This is a genomic window from Streptomyces sp. NPDC002742 (assembly GCF_042888885.1).
Lineage (GTDB): Bacteria > Actinomycetota > Actinomycetes > Streptomycetales > Streptomycetaceae > Streptomyces.
Map to the genome: position 1 here is coordinate 57,355 of NZ_JBIAQF010000035.1, position 17,283 is coordinate 74,637.

The 17,283-nt window shown below is 70.5% G+C and carries 17 protein-coding genes; 8 read left to right on the forward strand and 9 right to left on the reverse strand.

Features of this window, described 5'->3' with window-relative positions:
* Positions 1 to 119: 119 nt before the first annotated feature.
* Positions 120 to 1,148, forward strand: a complete 1,029-nt coding sequence (locus ACFYW8_RS39235; protein ID WP_365869813.1) for a methyltransferase — start codon at positions 120 to 122, stop codon at positions 1,146 to 1,148.
* Between the two features lie 96 nt (positions 1,149 to 1,244).
* Here the strand turns inward: ACFYW8_RS39235 and ACFYW8_RS39240 are convergent, their stop codons facing one another.
* The 7 genes from ACFYW8_RS39240 to ACFYW8_RS39270 form a co-directional block, all read right to left on the reverse strand.
* On the reverse strand, positions 1,245 to 1,577 hold the full coding sequence (locus ACFYW8_RS39240; RefSeq protein ID WP_365869812.1) for a TcmI family type II polyketide cyclase: 333 nt from the start codon (positions 1,575 to 1,577) through the stop codon (positions 1,245 to 1,247).
* Between the two features lie 30 nt (positions 1,578 to 1,607).
* Positions 1,608 to 2,087: an SRPBCC family protein gene (locus ACFYW8_RS39245; protein ID WP_365869811.1), complete on the reverse strand. Its 480-nt coding sequence runs from the start codon at positions 2,085 to 2,087 to the stop codon at positions 1,608 to 1,610.
* 1 nt (position 2,088) lies between these two features.
* Entirely contained in the window at positions 2,089 to 2,349 is a 261-nt protein-coding gene (locus ACFYW8_RS39250) for an acyl carrier protein (protein ID WP_389090265.1), read from the reverse strand.
* A gap of 29 nt (positions 2,350 to 2,378) precedes the next feature.
* A complete protein-coding gene (locus tag ACFYW8_RS39255; protein WP_365869809.1) occupies positions 2,379 to 3,626 on the reverse strand; it encodes a ketosynthase chain-length factor in 1,248 nt (415 codons plus the stop codon).
* Positions 3,623 to 4,891: a beta-ketoacyl-[acyl-carrier-protein] synthase family protein gene (locus tag ACFYW8_RS39260; RefSeq protein WP_389090270.1), complete on the reverse strand. Its 1,269-nt coding sequence runs from the start codon at positions 4,889 to 4,891 to the stop codon at positions 3,623 to 3,625. Before ACFYW8_RS39260 ends, ACFYW8_RS39255 begins: the two co-directional genes overlap by 4 nt.
* Positions 4,888 to 5,367, reverse strand: a complete 480-nt coding sequence (locus tag ACFYW8_RS39265) for a cupin domain-containing protein (RefSeq protein WP_365869807.1) — start codon at positions 5,365 to 5,367, stop codon at positions 4,888 to 4,890. Before ACFYW8_RS39265 ends, ACFYW8_RS39260 begins: the two co-directional genes overlap by 4 nt.
* A 68-nt stretch (positions 5,368 to 5,435) precedes the next feature.
* Positions 5,436 to 6,560: a SchA/CurD-like domain-containing protein gene (locus ACFYW8_RS39270; RefSeq protein ID WP_389090274.1), complete on the reverse strand. Its 1,125-nt coding sequence runs from the start codon at positions 6,558 to 6,560 to the stop codon at positions 5,436 to 5,438.
* 234 nt (positions 6,561 to 6,794) lie between these two features.
* On the opposite strand from ACFYW8_RS39270, the gene ACFYW8_RS39275 reads away from it, so the two are divergent.
* Positions 6,795 to 8,471 carry an FAD-dependent oxidoreductase gene (locus ACFYW8_RS39275; RefSeq protein ID WP_389090277.1) on the forward strand — a complete coding sequence of 559 codons (1,677 nt, stop codon included), beginning with the start codon at positions 6,795 to 6,797 and terminating at the stop codon, positions 8,469 to 8,471.
* A gap of 540 nt (positions 8,472 to 9,011) precedes the next feature.
* Here the strand turns inward: ACFYW8_RS39275 and ACFYW8_RS39280 are convergent.
* A complete protein-coding gene (locus ACFYW8_RS39280) occupies positions 9,012 to 9,332 on the reverse strand; it encodes a hypothetical protein (protein ID WP_389090280.1) in 321 nt (106 codons plus the stop codon).
* A 660-nt stretch (positions 9,333 to 9,992) separates the two neighbouring features.
* Between ACFYW8_RS39280 and ACFYW8_RS39285 the strand changes: the two genes are divergently transcribed.
* From ACFYW8_RS39285 to ACFYW8_RS39300, 4 genes are all read left to right on the forward strand, one after another.
* Positions 9,993 to 10,643, forward strand: a complete 651-nt coding sequence (locus ACFYW8_RS39285) for a sigma-70 family RNA polymerase sigma factor (RefSeq protein WP_365869802.1) — start codon at positions 9,993 to 9,995, stop codon at positions 10,641 to 10,643.
* Positions 10,644 to 10,650: 7 nt separating this feature from the next.
* Complete coding sequence (locus ACFYW8_RS39290; RefSeq protein WP_365869801.1) at positions 10,651 to 11,361, forward strand: hypothetical protein; 711 nt, start codon at positions 10,651 to 10,653, stop codon at positions 11,359 to 11,361.
* A 466-nt stretch (positions 11,362 to 11,827) separates the two neighbouring features.
* The gene (locus ACFYW8_RS39295) at positions 11,828 to 13,297 is read left to right on the forward strand and encodes an NUDIX domain-containing protein (protein WP_389090286.1); all 1,470 of its coding nucleotides are present in this window, start codon (positions 11,828 to 11,830) and stop codon (positions 13,295 to 13,297) included.
* A gap of 5 nt (positions 13,298 to 13,302) precedes the next feature.
* Positions 13,303 to 13,446 (forward strand): hypothetical protein, encoded by a 144-nt coding sequence (locus ACFYW8_RS39300; protein ID WP_389090289.1) that lies wholly within the window; start codon positions 13,303 to 13,305, stop codon positions 13,444 to 13,446.
* A 610-nt stretch (positions 13,447 to 14,056) separates the two neighbouring features.
* Here ACFYW8_RS39300 and ACFYW8_RS39305 read toward each other — a convergent pair.
* A complete protein-coding gene (locus tag ACFYW8_RS39305; protein ID WP_389090292.1) occupies positions 14,057 to 14,569 on the reverse strand; it encodes a PadR family transcriptional regulator in 513 nt (170 codons plus the stop codon).
* 94 nt (positions 14,570 to 14,663) lie between these two features.
* On the opposite strand from ACFYW8_RS39305, the gene ACFYW8_RS39310 reads away from it, so the two are divergent.
* Both ACFYW8_RS39310 and ACFYW8_RS39315 read left to right on the forward strand, forming a co-directional pair.
* The gene (locus ACFYW8_RS39310) at positions 14,664 to 15,215 is read left to right on the forward strand and encodes a hypothetical protein (protein ID WP_389090295.1); all 552 of its coding nucleotides are present in this window, start codon (positions 14,664 to 14,666) and stop codon (positions 15,213 to 15,215) included.
* Between the two features lie 815 nt (positions 15,216 to 16,030).
* On the forward strand, positions 16,031 to 17,283 hold a 1,253-nt coding region (locus tag ACFYW8_RS39315), incomplete at its 3' end, for an FG-GAP-like repeat-containing protein (protein WP_389090297.1).

Below are 17,283 nucleotides of genomic sequence, written 5' to 3' on the forward strand. Positions count from 1 at the left end.
GGGCCCGGTCCGCGCCCCCGTACCCCCGGGTTCTCCCCACGCACCGGCCCGGTCCGCCCGCCCCCCGTTCGGCCCGGTCCGCTCCCCCGTAGGTCACGACATCAGGAACGAGGCATTGAATGACGACTGTCGATCAGAGTCCCCCGCCGTCCATGCGGCTGAGGGAACTCGTCTTCGGGGCGGCCTGCGCCGCCGCCGTGCGCGCCGCGGCCCGCCTCGGTGTGGCGGACGCCCTGGACGACACACCCATGAGCGCGGAGGACCTGGCGGCGGCGGTGAAGACCCAGCCGAAGACACTGCGCCGGCTGCTGCGCGCCCTGTCCTGCCAGGGTGTCTTCGTGGAGCACCCCGACGGCACGTTCGCGCACACCCAGATGTCCCGGCTGCTGCGCGAGGACGACCCGAACAGCCTGCGGTACATCGCCCTGTGGTGCACCGAGCCCTGGACGTGGAACGTGTGGCCGAAGCTCGACGAGGCGGTCCGCTCCGGCCGCAACGTGTTCGAGGACGTGTACGACAAGGAGTTCTTCGCGTACCTCAACGAAGACGCGCCCGAGTCCGCGCACGTCTTCAACCGGGCCATGACGACGTCCAGTTCGCAGTCGGCTCGGGACGTCGCGGACCTGCTCGACCTGCGGGGCGTGAAGACGGTCGCCGACATCGGGGGCGGTCAGGGACACGTCGTGGCCAGTCTGCTGGAGAAGCACCCCGGCATGCACGGCACCCTGCTCGACCTGCCGGGCGTGGTGGAGAACGCCGATCCGCGGCTGCGCAGCGGCGGGGCGCTGGCCGACCGGGTGCGGATCGTGGCCGGGGACTGCCGCGAGGACATCCCGGTCCAGGCGGACGTGTACATCATCAAGAACATCCTGGAGTGGGACGACGAGAGCACCCGCAGGGCGCTCGCCAACGTCCGTAAGGCCGCGCGTCCCGGTGCCCGGGTCGTCGTCATCGAGAACCTCGTGGACGACACCCCGTCGATGCGGTTCACGACGGCCATGGACCTGCTGCTGCTCCTCAACGTCGGCGGCGCCAAGCACACCCGGCAGAGCATGGTCGACCGGCTCACGGCCGCGGGCCTGGTCATCGGCGGGATCCGCTCGGTGAACGCCTATCTGCACGCCTTCGAGTGCACCGTCCCCGGCTGATCGGAAGGCACTCCGGGGAGAACCCGGGACGACCCGAGGCCGCCGGTTCCGCTTCGTCGCGGAGCCGGCGGCCTCGGGTCGTGTCCGGACGCCCGCTCAGCGGGCGGCGTCCCGCTCCCAGCGGTAGAAGCAGTGCGCCATGGCGTCCTTGGGGCTCCGCCATGTCTGCGGGTCGTACGCGCTGACGTACGCCGACAGTTCCTGGCTGACGCTCTTGAACTCGGGGTGTCCGGCGATCTTCGCGATGGCCGGTGCCGGGTCCCGCTCGGATTCGATGAGGTGCAGATACACGTCACCGAACTGGAAGAGGCTGCGCCGGTCGACCCCGATGAGGTGCGGGAGTTCACCCCGGTCGGAGGCGGCGAACACGTCGGAGATCGCCGGCGCCGAGCCGGGCGCCATGCGGGCGACGATCAGGGCGTGGTGCATCGGATGTCCTTCCTGTGCCGGTGGCGGTGGTCAGCGGGGCATGGCCGCGGGGCTGCGGCGCTCCCGGGCGGCCTGCTCGATCCGGTCGCGGATGAGGGCCATCTGCGTGACGGAGTTGCGGTTGATGTTGTCCGTCATCCAGGCGTCGTCGACCGGGGCGTCGGGCTTCATCGCGAAGTCCTGCACCCAGCGCATGTGGGTGCCGGCCGGTGTCTCCTCGTACTCCCAGCGGATGTTCATGTGCGCGAACGGTCCCGTCTCGACGCGGCGCGCCCGGACGGTCCGCCCCGCCCGGTCGACGGTTCTCTGCGATACCCAGCTCCAGACCTTGCCGTTGTCGTCCGGGTGCATGGTGAGGCGGAAGGTCGTCGTGTCGCCGTCCCGGGAGAGGATTTCGAGGGACGCGTACTCGCTGAAGAGCCGCGGCCAGTTCTCGATGTCGTTGGTGATGTCCCAGACGAGGTCGAGCGGGGCGTCGATGACGATGCTGTTCTCGGTGTGTCCGGCCACTTCAGGCTCCAGCCTTGAGGGTGTCGTTGACGAGATCGAGGAACGCGCGGGGTGTCTTGCAGCGCTCCGTGTCGGGCGGCAGGGGCCGGCTGTACCGGTTCTCCAGCTCGCCGACGATGCCGAGCAGGGCGAGCGAGTCGAGTCCGAGGGTGCCGAACGGCGCGTCCAGGGACTGCGCGAGTTCCTTGGGGTCGACGGTTATCCCGGCCGCCTTCTTCATGAGCGCGGCCAGTTCGTCGACGGTGATTTCGGTGGTGATCATGCGGGTGTTCTCCTCACGTGCGGCCCGGACTACCGGGCGTGGTCCCCGCCCCGGCGCACGACCAGGGCCGCGTTGGAACCCATGAGCCCTCTGCTGAGGATCAGGGCCGTGCGCAGTTCGGCGGGGCGGGCGTTCGACGTCACGACATCGAGGTCGTGGCAGATGTCGAACACGTTGGGGGTCGGGGGGATCTGGCCGTGCTCCATCGCGAGTACCGCGGCCGCGGTGTCCAGCAGGGGTGCCCCGCAGTAGGCCCGTCCGATGCCCGTCTTGGGCGCCGTGACGGGCACCCGGGTGCCGTGCGCCCCCAGGGCGTCGGCGATGGCCAGGGCTTCGGCGCGGTCCGCCGCCGGGACGCCCAGGGCGTCGGCGAAGACGACGTCGATCTCCTCGGGGGCGCAGTCGGCCTCGGCGAGGGCGCCCCGGATCGCGTGCGCGAGCCCCTCCCGGGACCGCTCCCACTGCGAGGCGCCGGTGAAGGTGGCCGCGTGTCCGGCCACGACGGCCCGGACGGCCGCCCCCCGGTCGCGCGCACGCCGTTCGTCCTCGACGACGAGCATGGCGCCGCCCTCCGCTGGTACGAACCCGCAGGCTCCCTCGGTGAAGGGGCGGTAGGCGCGGTCGGGGTCCTCGACGGTACTGAGCTCGGGGTAGGCGAGCTGGCAGACCATCGAGTACGGGGCCAGCGGCGCCTCCGCGGCGCCGACGACCATCACGCCGGTGCCGCGCCGTACACCGCGGGCGGCGTGCGCGACGGCGTCCAGTCCCCCGGCCTCGTCGCTCGCGACGACTCCGCAGGGCCCCTTGAAGCCGCCGCGGATGGAGATCTGGCCGGTGCTGGCGGCGTAGAACCAGGCGATGGACTGGTACGGGCCGACGAACCGGGAGCCCTGGCCCCAGAGTTTCTGCAGTTCCCGCTGGCCGAACTCACCGCCGCCGGATCCGGCGGCGGTGACCACGCCGATGTCGTACGCCTCCTCGGGGTCGACCGCTCCGAGGCCCGCGTCGTCGAGGGCGAGGACGGTCGCGGCCATCGCGAAATGGCTGAAGCGGTCGGTCTGGACGAGGAACCGTTCCTCGATGAGGTCGGCGGCGTCGAAGGCCCGGACCTCACCCGCGACGCGCAGCGGCAGGTGCTCGCAGCCCTCGCGGGTGATCCGGTCCAGAACGCCGAGGCCTTCCCTGACGGACTTCCAGTAGGCGTCGGCGCGCAATCCGTTGGGCGCGATCACACCGATACCGGTGACGGCCGCGCGCCGGGGGCGCTGAGTGCTCATCGTGTCCTCCCAGCCGGCCCGGTCAGGAGCACCGCGGACTGGAATCCGCCGAACCCGCTGCCGACGGAGAGCACATTCCTGAGCTTCCGGGGGCGTGCGGTGCGCGGCACGTAGTCCAGGTCGCATTCGGGGTCGGGGGTTTCGTAGTTCGCCGTGGGCGGCACCACCTGGTGCTTCAGGGCGAGGACGCAGGCGACGACCTCGATCGCGCCGATCGCGCCCAGTGAGTGGCCCACCATGGATTTGATGGAGCTCATGGGCGTGGCGTAGGCGTGCTCGCCCAGGGACTGCTTGACCGCGGCGGTCTCGTGCCGGTCGTTCTGCCGGGTGCCCGAGCCGTGCGCGTTGACGTAGTCGATCAGCGTGGGATCGAGCCGGGCCTGGTCGAGCGTGCAGTCGATGGCCCTGGACATCTCCAGGCCCTCGCTGGTCAGACCGGTCATGTGGTAGGCGTTGCCGTAGGTGGCGTAGCCGCCGATCTCGCAGTAGATGTGCGCGCCGCGGGCCCGGGCGTGCTCGTACTCCTCCAGGACCAGCACGGCCGCACCCTCGCCCATGACGAAGCCGTTGCGGTCGGCGTCGAAGGGCCGGGAGGCGTGCTCGGGGTCGTCGTTGTCGGGCGACGTGGCCTTGATGGCGTCGAAGCAGGCCATCGTGATCGGGGATATCGGCGAGTCGGACGCCCCGGCTATGCAGACGTCGGCCCGGCCCTCCTCGATGGTGTGGAAGGCGTATCCGACCGCGTCGAGTCCGGAGGTGCAGCCGGTGGAGACGGTCTGCACCGGTCCCTGCGCCCCGTATCGCGAGGCGACGACCGAGGCGAGCGTGCTGGGCGAGAACGCCAGGTGCAACTGTGGGTCGGCCGTGCGGTGGTCCACGTCCCACCGTCGGCCCCCTTCGCTGACCAGGACGTAGTCGTGCTCCAGGCGGGTGGTTCCGCCGACGGCGCTGCCCAGGCAGACTCCGACGCGCCAGGGGTTCTCCCGGCCTGCGTCGAGTCCTGAGTCAAGGACGGCTTCCCCGGCGGCGACCACCGCGAACTGTATGTAGCGGTCGGCGTGGCGGGTCAGGTCCGGGTCGAGTCCGTGCTCCAGCGGGTCGAAGTCGCATTCGGCGGCTATGCGCGAGCGCAGGCCCTCCGGATCGAACAGCGTGATGCCGCGGGTCGCGGTGCGGCCGGCCGCGAGGAGGTCCCAGAACGCCTTCGCCCCGGTGCCTCCCGGAGCGACCACACCGATACCGGTGACGGCCACCCGCCGGGTCACTGTATGGCCCCACTTCGCTCGGACGCCTGTCCGTGGTCCGGCGCGGTCAGATCCGGGCCGCCGATGACGACCTCGTGGCCGGGCGCGGCGTCGGTGTCCTCCGTGTCGACGTGGCCGAGGCTCGGACGCGGGGCGAGCGGGCCCAGGTGGAAGACCATGCGGGCCTCCTCGTCGCCGACGTTGCGGAAGCGGTGCCGCATGTCGATCGGGATCAACAGGCCCTGGTCGGGCCGGAGCGCGAACGCCTCACCGTCCAGGTCCACTTCGAGGGCGCCGCTCACCACGTACACGAACTCCTCGGAGTACGGGTGGTAGTGCTCGCCGATGCGCTCGCCGGGCTGGATGATGGCCAGGCCCATGAAGCCGCTGGTGGACCCCGCCGTGGCGGGCGTGAGCAGGGCCCGGATGTCTCCTCCGCGCCTGCGGTTGGGTTCCGTCTCGCTCAGGTCCACGATGCGTGGATGGTGCTTGATCATGCTTGATACCTCCGGGTGTGGCGAGGACGCCGGATGGGACGTCCGGGGACGCGGGCTGCGGCGGTCCGTCAGGAGCCCGCCGAGCTGCGGTCGGTGATGGGCAGCATGTCGGCGTGCGACAGGAGGCGGTTGATGTTGCGTTCCGTCCCCAGGGAGCCCTCGACGCCGATCGCGGCACCGTCGAGGAGGCGCTCCAGCTCCGCGGCCTTCCTCGCGCCCTTGAGGCCGAGGGAGGCGACGGGGTCGAGGTCGAGCTCGCCCACGATGTCGACGAGCCGCACCACGATGTCGTCGCGCTGGAAGACGGTGCTGCTGTACACCGGGCTGTCCTTGTCGTCGGCCGCGGCCTCGTCCTGGTGGGCGAGCAGCCGGGCCAGTTCCATTCCGCAGCCGGGCCGGGCCGGGTAGTACAGCGCGTGCCGGCGCAGCTTCGCGGGTTCCTTGCGGCCGGAGACCACGTGGTGCACGGCCGGGAGCGCCGCGCGGGTGAAGAAGACCCGCGCCGAGTCGGCGTCGCTCAGGTCCCGGTCCTGCTCCAGGTACGGGTTGATGGCCTCCTCCACCGCCCTCACCTCGGGCTGGCGCGATACGTGGCGCAGTGCCGCGAGGAGGTCGCCCTCCACCTCCACGGCCCGCACCACGCGGTTGCCGTGCATGAAGAGGGAGGTGCGGCGCAGCCTGGTCTTGTCGTCGACCTGGGCCTGGGGCGACTGGTACCCGGCCAGGATCTCCGCGACCTTCGACTCGGATCCCGGCTTGACGGTGAAGGTGAGGGCGTGGCGCGCCACACCGTCGCCGACGCGGGCCTCGACCTGCCGGGGCGTCCTGGCCGACTCGGGGGTGAGCGGCTCGGCGGGGGTGGTCTCGCGGAGGATGCTGTAGCGCATCGACCTGGTGTCCCGGACGCAGCTGTGCATCGGCCGGACGGTTTCGACGTGCTCCTCGCTGTTCACCCAGGCGAGGAAGGGCGGGGCGCTCTCCCACTCGCTGGTGATGAGCCACTGCGAGGGGTTCTCGATCGACTGGCAGAGCTGGTCACTGAGGTGACCGGGGACCGAGGCGACCTGGTTGCGCATGAGTTCGTACGCGTCGAGGAACTGCTGCTGAGCGCCTTCGTACAGGTCGAGCAGCAGGATCACCCGAAGCCTCGACCCGTCGAACGCCGACTGCGAGATCCGTCCTGAGACTGTCATTGCGGCACGCCTCTCCTCTTCGTCACGGAAGTCAGGAACGACCGCGGTAGCCGAAACGCCGGGGCCGCCATGAACTGATCGTTGACGCGAGGCCGGAACTCCGCGAGCCCCACGGGTCAGGCGGGTGAACCGCGCGCCATCCGGGTGCCCCCGACGAGCGAACCGGGCCGTACCGGGCATGGAATCTGCGTATCCATTCCTCACTCACGTCGCAGGCGACGCTGGAGGCAGTCAATGAACCGATTCGAAGACACCGGAGACATCGGTCACCACACGCCCGTCCTGATCGTCGGCGGCTCTCTGGTGGGCCTGTCCACCTCGCTGTTCCTGGGACGCCTCGGAGTGCCGCACATCCTGGTCGAGCGGCACGCGGGCACCTCGATCCACCCGCGTGGCCGCGGCAACAATGTGCGCACCATGGAGATCTTCCGGGTGGCCGGGGTGCAGCGGCGCATCGAGGAGGCCGCGTCGGTCCTCGCGGACAACCACGGCATCCTGCAGACGCCGACCCTGGTGGGCGATGCCGGGGAGTGGCTGTTCAAGGAGATCGACCCCGGCGGCGGGCTGGCCCGCTTCAGCCCTGGTGCCTGGTGCCTGTGCAGCCAGAACGACCTCGAACCGGTGCTGTTGGAGAGCACCCGGGAGCTGGGCGCCGACCTGCGTTTCTCCACGGAGCTGATGTCGTTCGAGCAGGACTCCGAAGGAGTGACGGCGAAGGTCAAGAGCCGGGAGACCGGCGAGCACACCACGATCCGCGCGGACTACCTCGTCGCGGCGGACGGTCCGCGCAGCCCCATCCGCGACTCGCTCCGCATCGGGCAGTCGGGGCCGGGCGACCTGTTCCACAACGTGAGCCTCACGTTCACCTCCCGGGCCCTCGCGGACGTCGTCGGCGACCGGCGGTTCATCGTCTGCTATCTGACCGACCCGGAGGCCGACGGCGCGCTGCTGCCCGTCGACAACAAGGAGCACTGGGTCTTCCACGCCCCCTGGCACCCCGAACACGGGGAAACCCTGGAGGAGTTCACCGACGAGCGCTGTGTCGAGCACATCCGTCGGGCTGTCGGTGTGCCGGATCTCGATGTGGAGATCACCGGGCGGGCGGCCTGGCACGCGGCCGAGCGGGTCGCCGAACGGTACGCGCGGGGACGGGTGTTCCTGGCCGGCGACTCGGCCCACGAGATGTCCCCCACGGGGGCGTTCGGCTCCAACACCGGTATCCAGGACGCGCACAACCTCGCCTGGAAGCTGTCCGCGGTGCTGGCCGGCTGGGCCGGACCCGGACTCTTGCGGTCCTACGACGCCGAGCGCCGGCCGGTGGCGGAGGCGACGAGCGCCCGCGCCTCGTCCCGTTCGGTCGAGCACAGCCACCCCGGGTACACCCCGGAGCCCGCAGCCGCGGGACAGGGCGGGCAGGGCGGCCCCGGCGGCAGGAAGGGCGGGATCCTCAATGTGGCGCTCGCCTACCGCTATCCGCGGGGCGCGGTCCTGGGCGCCGATCCGGCCGCGCCTGTGGTGCCCGAGGGCGTACGGCTGTCTGGCGAGCCGGGAAGCCGGGCGCCGCACCTGTGGCTGACCCGCGCCGGTGCCCGGATCTCCAGCCTCGATCTGTACGAGCGCTCCATGGTGCTGCTGAGTTCGGCGGACGGCGCCGGCGCGTGGCACGCGGCGGCGAAGGACACGGCCCGGCAGTTGTCCGTGCCGCTCGACTCGTACCGGATCGGCGGCGGACCCGAAGCGGACCTGGTCCCCGCGGGCGACACGGACTGGGCACAGGTCCACGGTGTCTCCGCGGACGGTGCGGTGCTGGTCCGCCCCGACGGCTTCGTCGCCTGGCGGTCCGAGGGGCCGTCCAAGGACCCCCGGACGACGCTGCGGAAGGCCCTGGTCGCACTCCTGGACCAGGGCTGACCTGCCCTTTCCCCATTCGACCGAGTAGTGGATCAGAGGCCGTATCGCAGTGGTGCCGATACGGCCTCCGGGTCATTCCTGACGCTTCACCAGCGATGCCGCATGGCCTTCAAGACCTGGGTCAGCACCGCTGTCGCAGCCCTCCGGCGGGCGGGGCACGAGGACCACACCGCCGGGAGTACGACTCCGGCGAAGAAGCCGGTGAACAGGTGAAGCACTGCCGCGACAGGGCCGGTGCCCCTCTCCCACCGGGCCTGGTCCTGGATCCGGCTCGGTGGCGCACCCGCCTGGCCGAGCTCGAGGACACAGCGGAAGCGCGCCGGCGAACACCGCGGTACGCCCAGGGACGGCTGCCCGTCGCTCCGGTGGAGGCCGTCACTTTCGACTTCGGCTCCGCCGTCGAGCTCCTCGCAGGCGGCCGGCACGGTTTCGACGGCCTGGACGTGGAAGTCCTGGAGCCGTTGGACCTCGTCGGCGCGACGGCCGCCGAACTGCGGGGCCTGTTCGACGGGTTCGGCGCCCGGGTGAGGGCTTGTCGCGCTACCGCGAGGACGGCGCCCCTCTGCGCGGCGGACGTCGTTCTCCTTGTGACCGGCTGCTGCGACCACGAGCCAGCGACGCACGGTCTACGGCCCGGACACCGATGTCGTCGTGCGGGAGGAGTTCGCCCTTCTGCCGCCACCAGAGGTCCGTGTGCTCCCCCACGGAGATCACCGATCCGCCCAGACAGCCGGAGACGGGTTCAAGGCCGGCCACGCCGTGCGTGACGAGGGCGCCCAGGTAGTCGTAGTACCAGGCCGGTTCACGTACCAGGTCCCGCCCCTCGTCGGACAGGCCGGCCGCCCGAGGGAGAGATCGCACGAGGACAGGGCTGCCCGGGCGGAGAAGCCGTGGTCTGCAGCGAAGACCCGACCCTGGTCAAGACGGCACGCCGCAGCGTTCCCCGTATCGAGGGGGCGCAACGAAGCGCGCACCGCAGACAGTCAAACGTGATCTGGAACACATCCAGAAAGCGACCGTGCAATTGCAGGTTCGCGCAAACAGGGTTCGGACTCTTCCGTTCCGGGCGTACGGCCTGCTGGACAGGGATGGCGCGGGAAGGGCGCGGGGTGGCGGGGCATGGCGGTGCACCCCAGCAAAGGGGGCAACATCCTTCCAGTAAGCGGAAAGTTACCTTCCGTTACAAAGATGTGTTCGGCGGCCTGCACATTTGCCCGCACCGGTGGGCTTATCTGTTCCCCGGAGCAACGATGCTCTAGGTACTTGCCCGCCCGAACGGGGGGCGGAGCGGTCAAGCCACCGCCTGAAACGAAGGAAATCAGCCACTGTGAACTACGACGTAGTCAGCCTTGTGCTGGCCTTCGCCGCCGCGGCGCGGTCGTACGCGCCCGACGTGTGGTTCTTAGTGCGGCGCCTGCTCGGTGCCGGAGTCCGCATCGGGGCTTCCGCCCTGATCGAACGACAACCTCATTCCCCTGCCGCCCCGTCCAACCCGGCGTCCCTGGACGACGGTGGCTGCCGATGATCAGCCAGCCACCCGACCCGGCAGGACACACCACCCGCAACCCCGCCGCTTTCATGCCGGCCGAGTTCTGGGAATTCCAGGCCCGCTACGACCGTGCCTGCCTGGAGTACAGCCGCATCCACCTCGGCAGCGCGACCGCGGCCCGCCGACTGGTCGACAGCACCTTCCTCTATCTGGCGACCATCTGGTTCCGCCTGGAGGCGATGCCCAACCCCGGCGCCTACGCCTGGGCCCTGTTCAAACAGCGCGTCCACGGCGAACTCGAGGCACAGGGCCGCAGCCCGGCCACGACGGAGACCCTGGCCTTCGCCCGCGCGCTGCGCGCCGCGTCCGAGCCCCTCCTCAGTTCCTTCCGCGCCTCCTTCCACGCCGAATACGGACCGGAGATAGCCGAACTCGAGGAAGGCATGGGCCTGTACCGGCAGATGACGAAGCTGAGCGAGCGGCAGTTCGACGTCCTCATACTGCGCGACGCCCTCGGCTTCGACACCAAGGAGACCGCTCTGCTCATGGGGATCCGGGAAGCGACCGTCCGCTCCACCCGCCGCACCGCCAAGCACCGCCTGGCCGCCGCCCTGAGCTTCCCGTTCGACGACACCGCCGACATCCCCGACGCCGACGACCCGGACGACAACGACAAGGAGTGACCCACCCATGACCCGCGCCCCGCGCAGCATCGACGAGGCCCTGCGCCGTGCCCGCGTCTTCCAGGGCGAATACACCGCCGCCGACCTGGAAAGCGCCCGCCACAACCTCGCCAGCCATCTGCACGAGCTGCGCTGGGTGCAGTTCCTCAGCACCGCCAAACCCGGCGCCCGAGCCCACCAGCTTCCCGGCGCCCTGCACGAACAGGCCGCGCACGACCTGCGCACCCTGTGCCGCGGCGCCGTCCACCACCACGGCGCCGCCCGCCACATCACCGCCTTCGACACCGCTCGCGACCCCGACGGCGCCCTCACCTTCGCCTGCCTGCTCTACCTCGCCGACCAGGAAGAAGGAGCCCAGTTCTGGTGGCACTACGCCGCAGGCGCCGGCAGCACCACCGCCGCCCTGAGCCTCTACCTGCTCCACCTGTGTCAGGGTGCCCTGCGCGACGCCCAGCACTGGGCCGGCCAGATCCACTGCCTCAACCGCCTGGACTGGAGCTGCTACACCCCCGTACCCCACCACGCCGACACCAGCGCCACCCCCTCCCGCGGCCCCAGCGTCCGCTACACCCTCCCCCTCTCGGGCCCCGCCGTCTCCGAAGACGCCGCCAAATTCGCCGTCGACGAACTCGAAGCCCCCAACAGCGGGCTCCTGGGACCTGTCCCCCAGCCCATTCCCGCCCTCGCCGACCATTGGGACGAACTCGTCAGCACATGACCCGCCGCCCCGGGACCGGGACGCCATCCGCTTTTCCGAAGGTGATCGTTCGGTTCGGACTGGGTGTGCCTGAACGAGAGCCGGCCCGAACGCCGCATCACGGTCGTTGACCGTGGCAGGACCCCGACGGCCTGAGCCGGTCGGCGTGATCCCCAGGAACGGCCAAGGGCCGGTTTCGGATTCCTCCGAAACCGGCCCTTGCCGGCGACTCTCGCAAGTCGGGACGACAGGATTTGAACCTGCGACTCCTTGACCCCCAGGAGTAAGGGTCCAGGATATTTTCTGGATATATCGGGCTTCATTGACGTCCATCGAACGAGGCAGCGGTGGGCCGGGAACCTGCCGAAGGCGGTGGCCGGCTCCTGCGACGCCCAGCCGCCGGACCACGAGACGGCGAGCTGACCCATCAGCGCGAGTTCCACAGCCCGGCCCTCAAACCGCCCCACGTCGAAGGCGAGACGCCACCATGCCACTCAGCACTTCCTCGATTCGCAAGGCCGTCGAGGCGTACCTCGGTCGCCATCCTGACGAGCGTGACGCCCTGGCCGGGCTGCTCGCCGCCCTGGACCGGCCCGTCGACGTGACCGCCCGTACGACGCTGCCCGGCCACGTCACCTGCAGCGCCGTCGTCATCGACCGCCGGGGCCGGGTCCTGCACATCCGGCACCGGGCCACCGGCGGACTCATGCTGCCCCCCGGCGGCCACATCGAGCCCGAGGACCGGACGCTGCTCACCGCGGCACTGCGCGAGGTGTCGGAGGAGGCCGGGATCGCGCCGGGCGCCCTGTGTCTGACCCCGCAGATGCTCGGCTCTCCGATCGACATCGACGTCCACGACATCGACGCCAGCCCGACCAAGGGCGAACCGGCCCACCGGCACTACGACTTCCGCTACGTGTTTCACCTCGCCGGTGAGGAGCCGCCGGCGATCACGCTGCAGGACGAGGAGGTGTCCGGCGCCTGGTGGCCGGCCATGCAGGAGGTCACCTCGCCCACGCTGCGCGCGAAACTCCTCCAGGCGCAGCTGGACGGGCAGCCGGAGCCGGTGAACGCCTCCGCGCTGGTTCACGACGGTGCGGGCCGCTACCTGCTTCATCTGCGCGACCACAAGCCCGGCGTCATCTGGCAGTCGGGGGCGTTCGCCCTTCTTGGCGGAGGCCGCGCTCACGACGACCAGAGCCTTCAGGGCACCTTGCTGCGTGAGCTGTCCGAGGAGGTTCCCGACCTCCGCCTGGAGGACCTGGAGCCGTATGCCGTGGAGGAGGCCACCAGCGTCGACGGGTTCAGCGTCCCGGTTCAGGTTTTCACCGGCCGTTGGCGCGGCAACCCCGACCGGCTCCGGCTGCACGAGGGGGTGCTGCTGCGTTGGTTCACCCCCGACGAGCTGGACCGCCTGCGCCTGAGCCCCGCGACCCGGGACCTCATCCGTCGGCACGCGGCCGAGAACGCCCCGGACCGCGCACCGGCCGAGGCCCCTCCTCAGTGGGACAGGGGCAGCCGGACCGTGCTGAACGGCGTCGGCGTCCACCTCCATCTGGAGGACGACGAGGGCCGGGTCCTCCTGGGCCTGCGCCACCCCGAATCCCGCTACGCGGGCGACACCTGGCACTACCTGGCCGGGCGGTGCGAGCAGGAGTCCGCGACCGCGTGCCTGGTCCGGGAGGCGTGGGAGGAAGCGGGTTTGGTCATCGACCCCGTGGACGTGGATCTGGCGCACGTCGCGCATGTCGTGGATACCCCGGGCGGGCAGCCCTTGATGCTGCTGGTGTTCCGGGCGCGCCGGTGGAAGGGCACGCCGGAGGTCCGCGAGCCCGACAAGTGCCTGGACTGGCGGTGGTGGGGGAAGCACGAGCTCCCGGACCGGCTCGTCCCCTACACCCGCACGGCCATCGCTGGGATCACCGAGGGCCGCACCTACTCGCAACTGGGCTGGTGAACGCCGTGAGCACACATATCGAGAACGGGCTCGGGCGACGGGCCCAGGCCGCCGGCGGGCCGACACCGCCCGGGGCGCTGGGGCAGGCGCCCCGTCCCGCGTACCTGGGCGCCCGGCACGACCGCCCGCTCGGAGGCGATGCCACGTGAACAGGGTGCCGAGCACGGCGGCGGTGACTTCTGCTGCTCCCGCACCACCCGGCCCCCGGGGCTCCGCGACGGCCGACCCTGCCGAGCCCGCCGCGCCCCTCCTGCCGCCGCAGCCCCCCGCCGACGACGCCGCGGCAGCGGCGGCCCGGGCCGCGATGGTCGCTCGGCTGGAGACGAGTGGAGAAGTGAGGCCTGGGCCGGTCCGCGAGGCCCAGCTCGCTCTCCCGCGCCAGGTCCTGATGCCCCAGGCGTACGTGCGGCGCAGCGCCCCGGACGAGGACCCGCCGCGCCGGGATCTGCTGGACTGGTCCCGCCCGGCCGACCGGGACGAGCTGCTGGAGCGGCTGCACAGCGGGGACAGTGTCGCGATCCAGCACGACGTCCGCGCCGGGCGATCGCCCGGCACCTGGGCTCGGGGCTCAACGCTGTGTTGCGCTATGCGAGTGCCGTCCGCCGGCAGGACACCCTCCGCGAGGGCCGGCCCCGGCCCAGTCGGCTCGACCCTACAAGTCCTATCTGGAACGACGGTTCGCCGAAGACTGCACGAGCGTCACCCGGCTGCACCGGGAACCGGCCGCCCGAGAACGCGCCCGTCACCTACCGGCACGCCCTAGCGGATCTGGTCGGCCGCCCACGCGGCCCACTCGCGGCGCATTGTGTTGAAGCGGAGGCCGTACTCCAGGGCGATCTTGCCGTTCACCGACAGCGGGTCGTCGCCCCAGTCGATGGAGTCGGCCAGTCGACGCAAGGCCTCGTGCTCCTGCTCCGACAGCTCCATGAGTTCGGTGAGGTAGCTGCGCGCCTGGTCGGGCGTGATCACGTTGAGGAAGAAGACCCGCAGCAGGATGTCGCTGCGGGTGTGGCGTTGGGGCTTGACCTCCGTCAGCCAGTGGCGCAGTTCCGCCAGGCCCTCGTCGGTGAGGGTGTACTCCTTACGGCCACGCGGGCCCTGGGTCGAGACGCTGATCAGGCCGTTGTCGGCGAGCTTGGACAGCTCCGTGTACATCTGGCTCTGCGTGGCGGGCCAGGCGTTGGCCAAAGAGGTCTCGAAGCGCTTCAGCAGGTCGTAGCCGCTGGCGGGTCGCTCTGACAGGAGTCCGAGGAGGGCGTGTCGAAGGCTCATGCCGTCAGTTTACCTTCCACTCTTGACATGTCGAGGGTGAAACTTCTAGTTTCGACATGTCAAAACAGGAACGTCAGCAACTCGGGGGACTTCGATGTCGTACGTACGCGCCTTCCTTCCATGGATCGTCTTCGCAGTGGTCCCGTCCGCCCAGTGGCAGTGGGGGGCGCTCGCCGGTCTGCTGGTGGCGGTGGCGGTGATTGCCCAGCAGCGGCGGACGGGAGTCGGGTTCGACGCGCTGATCATGGAAACCGGCTCGGCCGTCTTCTTCGCGGTCCTGGCGGTCGTCGCCTTCGCGGACCCCCATTCGGTCGCGCACGCCTACTCGGCGGCGCTCTCCTCGGCGACCCTGGCTCTCATCGCCGGGGTCTCACTGCTCGCGGGCAAGCCGTTCACGCTGGGCATCGCCAAGCGCACCACCCCACCCGAAGTCTGGAGCCTCAAGCCCTTCGTCCGGGTCAACGTGGTCATCACCACCGTATGGACCGCCGCCTTCGCCGTCACGGCCGGCGCTCTCGCGGCCCTCGCCCACGCCGGCCAGGGCCACTCCACGACGGCGACACTTGTCCAGGCCGCCGGATTCGTCGTCCCCGTGCTGTTCACCGTGCGCTACGTCGCCGCCGCCCAGGCCAAGGCCAGGGGCTAACCGATACCGGACACTCGGTGCCGGACGCTCCTCGGGCAAGCGCGCCCCGGCCTGCGGCGCGGTCTGCGGCGTGATCGGACCGGATGGCGCTCTCCGGAGGGGCCCGGGAAGTACGAGCCCCTCCGGAGGGCCGCCTGACGGAAAGACCCTGATCCACAGTTACCGCTCTTGAGCCAATCACCGCGCGGCCATCCGGGGGGGATCGTCATGCCCAGGACCACTCACTCGACCACTACCGTCGCCTGCTCACTGAACCTGCCCGCCCTCCCGGCCCGCACCCCGCCGACCGGCTCAGGAAGACCGGCCGGGGCGGCGAGCCGAGGCCCACCACGGAGGTTCACGGGCGCACCGCCCGCAGGCACACCGGTCGGCGTCGACATCCCCACCTGCCGGGCCGGTGGCAAGGGCGGCCGACTGTCACTCACCTTCGCGACGCGGGGCACGCGCCGGAACGTCCCCGCGCCACATCGCACCACATTGCATCGCACGGCATCGCCTCGTAGCGAAGCTGATCCCGGCCCCGGCCGCCAAGCCTCCTCCTCAGGCGCAAGGCCAACCACCGGCCTCCGACATGCCGTCGGACGGGACGTACCCCGACTGAAGCCCTGAGAGCGGGAGTCGCGAGCCGAACCCCGGCCCGACGTCACTCCACGAAGGCAGGCGCCCGCGTCGCCGCCCTCTCCGACTCCCACGAGCCGCGCCGCCAGATCGTCGCGCCCGTGCGACAGCGATCCCGCTCGCCCTCTTCACAGTTCAGCTCCTGGTTCTCCGGACCCGGAGAACCTCTGCGCTACAAACCTCAACAGGAGTATGTCATGAACATGATCAAGCGTCTCTCCCTGTCCGTCGCAGTCGTCGGCGCGGTCACCGCCATGACGCTGGGGCAGGCCGTCGCCGACACCCCGGCGCCGTCCGCCGACGCGTCCAGTACGGCGAACTCGGGCTTACTGACCCACTTCACCCCGACCGTGCCCAACCCGACGACCGCCTCAGCGGCGCAGTTGGCCGCCGCACCCAGGCAGGTCGGCGCCTTCGCCACTTTGACCGCGGATTCCTCGGCAGGGGGCAGCATCAGCAGGGCGGACGTCATTGCCCGGGCCCAGTCGTGGGTCGACGCAGGCGTGCCGTACAGCATGACCAGCTACCGCACCGACGCCAACGGCAAGTACCGCACCGACTGCTCCGGCTTCGTCTCCATGGCCTGGCACCTGGACTCCTCAAGCGGGAACAACTGGGGTGAGACCACCGGCACTCTGCTGGACTACACCTCCTCCATGGCCAAGGAGTCCCTCAAGCCGGGTGACGTCCTCCTCAACCCCGACTCGGGCGCCAGCGGCCATGTGGTCATCTTCAACGGATGGACCAGCTCCGATCACTCCACGTACGACGCGCTGGAGGAGTCCGGCAGCAGCGGCGCCGTCCACCACAGCATCCCCTACCCCTACTACAGCGGTCACGGCACCTTCAGCCCCCGCCGCTACGACAACATCCAGGACACCGGCAATCGCGCGGACGTCACGGGTGACGGCAAGGCCGATCTGATGGTGTTGAGCACCGACGGGACGATCGGGCTCCGTCCGGGTTCGGGGACGAGCTTCGGTGCCAGCACCACGGTCAGCGCGGGCTGGCAGAACTTCCTGGGCGGCGCCGGTCAGGGCCGCCTGTACTACGCCGACATCAACGGCGACGGCAACAAGGATCTCCTGGTCCAGGGCACCGACGGCACCATCGGCGTCCGCTTCAACAACGGCTCCGGCACCAGTTTCGGCGCCAACCAGCCGCTCTCCTCCGGCTGGCAGAACTACCTCGGCCAGCCCGGCCAGGGCCGCCTGACCTTCCCCGACATCAACGGCGACGGCAAGGCCGACCTGGTCATCCAGGGCACCGACGGAACCATCGCCACCCACCTCGGCTCCGGCACCAGCTTCGGCGCCAACCAGCCGCTCTCCTCCGGCTGGCAGAACTACCTCAGCCAGCCCGGCCAGGGCCGCCTGACCTTCCCCGACATCAACGGCGACGGCAAGGCCGACCTGGTCATCCAGGGCACCGACGGAACCATCGCCACCCA